Annotated in this window: 4 protein-coding genes; all 4 read left to right on the top strand. The window is 60.2% G+C overall.

Features of this window, described 5'->3' with window-relative positions:
* The first annotated feature begins 545 nt into the window (after positions 1-545).
* Positions 546-917 carry a 30S ribosomal protein S12 gene (rpsL, locus tag BLP76_RS18450; protein ID WP_026381892.1) on the top strand — a complete coding sequence of 124 codons (372 nt, stop codon included), beginning with the start codon at positions 546-548 and terminating at the stop codon, positions 915-917.
* 11 nt (positions 918-928) lie between these two features.
* Entirely contained in the window at positions 929-1,399 is a 471-nt protein-coding gene (rpsG, locus tag BLP76_RS18445; RefSeq protein WP_092816690.1) for a 30S ribosomal protein S7, read from the top strand.
* Between the two features lie 21 nt (positions 1,400-1,420).
* Positions 1,421-3,511 (top strand): elongation factor G, encoded by a 2,091-nt coding sequence (fusA, locus tag BLP76_RS18440; RefSeq protein ID WP_092816688.1) that lies wholly within the window; start codon positions 1,421-1,423, stop codon positions 3,509-3,511.
* A 41-nt stretch (positions 3,512-3,552) separates the two neighbouring features.
* Positions 3,553-3,647: GTP-binding protein (locus tag BLP76_RS18435; protein ID WP_139163779.1), on the top strand; the 95-nt coding region annotated here is incomplete at its 3' end.

Genomic DNA, 3,647 nt, shown 5'->3' with positions numbered 1-3,647 from the left:
GGCCGCTCGCAATACGAGCCACCACCCGCTCGCGAAGATCCATCGAATAGCATCGGCCCATGATCCACCTCCTCAAACAGTGAATCATGCTTCAGACAATCCGCAAACCTCCGATTCTCATTTCAGGTCCGATGCTCTAGAATCGCATTCCACCACCTTTCGGAGGCGATCGGCGAACATTCCGCCCTGCTGCGAGAGATCGTGTGGTCAGGTCGGCGCCAAAGCGAGCCTTGAATCGTCGATTCCGGGCCCTGACGCTGCAAACGTTAAGAAAACCCGGGCCTCGGGGTTGACGCGAACCCTACCACTGGCTAGATGAGCACCACCCAAGGGGCAGGCGGTAAGCCAAGCCCTGTTTCGTGCGTCCATTGCGCGAGACTACAAGGCTTAAACGCTGCCCGGGTTTGAATGCGATAAGAGTTTTGGATCACGATTGCGGTCTCCCGCAATCCTCTGTTTCGGGCGCTGCAACCTTCTGAAGGTGATGCGGCGCGATTCATGTCGTGTTCGTGAGGGATTCGATAGAACGGAAGCCGGACATATTAATGCCGACGATCAACCAGCTCATCCGCAAGCCGCGTCACGACAAGCCGCGGCGTAACAAGGTGCCGGCGCTCGAGGCCAATCCGCAGAAGCGCGGTGTGTGCACGCGCGTCTACACGACGACGCCGAAGAAGCCGAACTCCGCGCTGCGTAAGGTCGCCAAGGTGCGCCTCACCAACGGCTACGAAGTCGTCGGCTACATCCCGGGCGAAGGTCACAATCTTCAGGAGCACTCCGTGGTGATGATCCGCGGCGGGCGCGTGAAGGACCTTCCGGGTGTTCGCTATCACATTCTGCGCGGCGTCCTCGACACGCAGGGCGTCAAAGACCGTCGCCAGCGTCGTTCGAAGTACGGCGCCAAGCGGCCGAAGTAAGGAGAGGGGCGATGTCGCGACGCCGTCGTGCAGACAAGCGGGAAATCAATCCCGATCCGAAGTATGGGGATCGGGTGATCTCCAAATTCATGAACTCCGTGATGTATCACGGTAAGAAGTCGGCCGCTGAATCGATCGTCTATGGGGCGCTCGAGAGTGTGGAAGGCCGGATGCGCCAGGATCCTGTCGCAGTCTTCCATCAGGCGCTCGACAACGTCATGCCGCATGTGGAAGTGCGCTCCCGCCGTGTTGGTGGTGCGACGTACCAGGTGCCGGTCGAGGTCCGGGTGGATCGCCGTCAGGCGCTGGCCATTCGCTGGCTGATCACGGCCGCTCGCGGCCGTAACGAGCGGACCATGAAGGAGCGCCTTTCCGGCGAGCTCATGGACGCTGCCAACAACCGCGGAAATGCGGTGAAGAAGCGCGAAGATACGCACCGCATGGCGGAAGCGAACCGCGCCTTCTCGCATTACCGCTGGTAACCGAAAGAAACGGGGCCCCACATGCCACGCGACTATAAGATCGAGGACTACCGCAATTTCGGCATCATGGCGCACATTGATGCTGGAAAGACCACGACGACGGAGCGGATCCTCTTCTACACCGGCAAGAGCCATAAGATGGGCGAGGTCCATGAGGGCGCGGCCACCATGGACTGGATGGAGCAGGAGCAGGAGCGGGGCATTACGATCACGTCGGCTGCGACGACCACCTTCTGGGCGGGTCGCGACGGCAAGAAGCGGCGCCTCAACATCATCGACACTCCTGGCCACGTCGACTTCACGATTGAAGTCGAGCGTTCCCTGCGTGTGCTCGACGGTGCGATTGCTCTTCTCGACGCCAATGCCGGCGTCGAGCCGCAGACCGAAACGGTTTGGCGCCAGGCGGACAAGTACAAAGTTCCGCGCATGATCTTCGTCAATAAGATGGATAAGATTGGCGCCGACTTTTACCGCTGCGTGGAGATGATCGAGGATCGTCTCGGTGCTCAGCCGCTGGTGCTTCAGCTGCCGGTCGGCGCGGAAAGCGACTTTAAGGGCGTCGTCGATCTCATCGAGATGAATGCGCGCCTGTGGCGTGACGAGACGCTCGGCGCGCAGTGGGACGACGTGGAGATCCCTGAGGATCTTCGCGATCGTGCCGAAGAGTGGCGCGAGAAGCTCATCGAGACCGTTGTTGAGCTCGATGATACCGTCATGGAAGCCTATCTCGAAGGCAACATGCCGGACAACGACACGATCCGCCGGCTCGTCCGTAAGGGCACCTGCGCCGTGCAGTTCTTCCCGATCCTTGCTGGCTCCGCCTTCAAGAATAAGGGCGTTCAGCTGCTGCTCGACGCGGTCGTCGATTATTTGCCGAGCCCGGTTGAGGTTCATGCCATTCGCGGCATCGATCCGAAGACGGGCGAAGAGGTCAAGCGCATCTCCTCGGATGACGAGCCGCTTTCGATGCTCGCCTTCAAGATCATGAATGACCCGTTCGTCGGCTCTTTGACGTTTGCGCGCATCTATTCGGGCAAGCTCGAATCTGGCGCGAGCCTGATGAACACGGTGAAGGAAAAGCGCGAGCGCATCGGTCGGATGCTTCTCATGCACTCCAACAACCGTGAAGAGATCAAGGAAGCGTTCGCTGGCGACATCGTCGCGCTTGTCGGTCTTAAGGACACGACGACGGGCGATACGCTGTGCGACCCTGTCAAGCCGGTCATTCTGGAGCGTATGGAATTCCCGGATCCGGTCATCGAGATTGCGATCGAGCCGAATTCCAAGGCCGACCAGGAGAAGATGGGCCTCGCCCTCAACCGCCTGGCGCAGGAGGATCCGTCCTTCCGCGTGAAGACGGACGAGGAATCTGGCCAGACGATCATCGCCGGCATGGGCGAGCTTCATCTCGACATTCTCGTCGACCGCATGAAGCGCGAGTTCAAGGTCGCGGCGAATGTCGGTCAGCCGCAGGTGGCGTATCGCGAGACGATCACGCAGGCGGCCGAGATCGACTACACGCATAAGAAGCAGAGTGGCGGTTCGGGTCAGTTTGCTCGCGTCAAGATCGTGTTCGAGCCGCAGGAGTCCGGTGCGGGTTTCGCGTTCGAATCCAAGATCGTCGGCGGCAACGTGCCGAAGGAGTACATTCCGGGCGTCCAGAAGGGCCTCGAAAGCGTTCTCGGCAATGGTGTGCTGGCCGGCTTCCCGATGGTCGACCTCAAGGCGACGCTCCTCGACGGCGCGTACCATGACGTTGACTCCTCGGTGCTCGCCTTCGAAATCGCGGCTCGTGCCGCGTTCCGCGAGGGTGCCCAGAAGGCCAAGCCGGTTCTTCTCGAGCCGGTCATGAAGGTCGAGGTGGTGACGCCGGAGGATTACACCGGGTCTGTGATCGGTGACCTCAATTCCCGGCGTGGGCAGGTGCAGGGCCAGGAGATGCGGGGCAATGCCACCGTCATCAACGCGATGGTGCCGCTTGCGAACATGTTTGGTTACGTCAACACGCTGCGCTCTATGAGCCAGGGGCGTGCCCAGTACACGATGCAGTTCGACCATTACTCGCCGGTGCCGAGCCAGGTCGCCCAGGAAATTCAATCGAAATACGCCTGATTTCTTCAGAAACAGGTTGAGAAGTCAGACGGAGAGAGCTGATGGCAAAAGAGAAATTTTCGCGCACGAAGCCGCATGCGAACATCGGGACGATCGGTCACGTCGACCATGGCAAGACGACGCTGACGGCAGCGAT

Source organism: Afifella marina DSM 2698 (genome assembly GCF_900102695.1).
Lineage (GTDB): Bacteria > Pseudomonadota > Alphaproteobacteria > Rhizobiales > Afifellaceae > Afifella > Afifella marina.
This window is presented reverse-complemented; position numbering and strand designations above follow the sequence as displayed.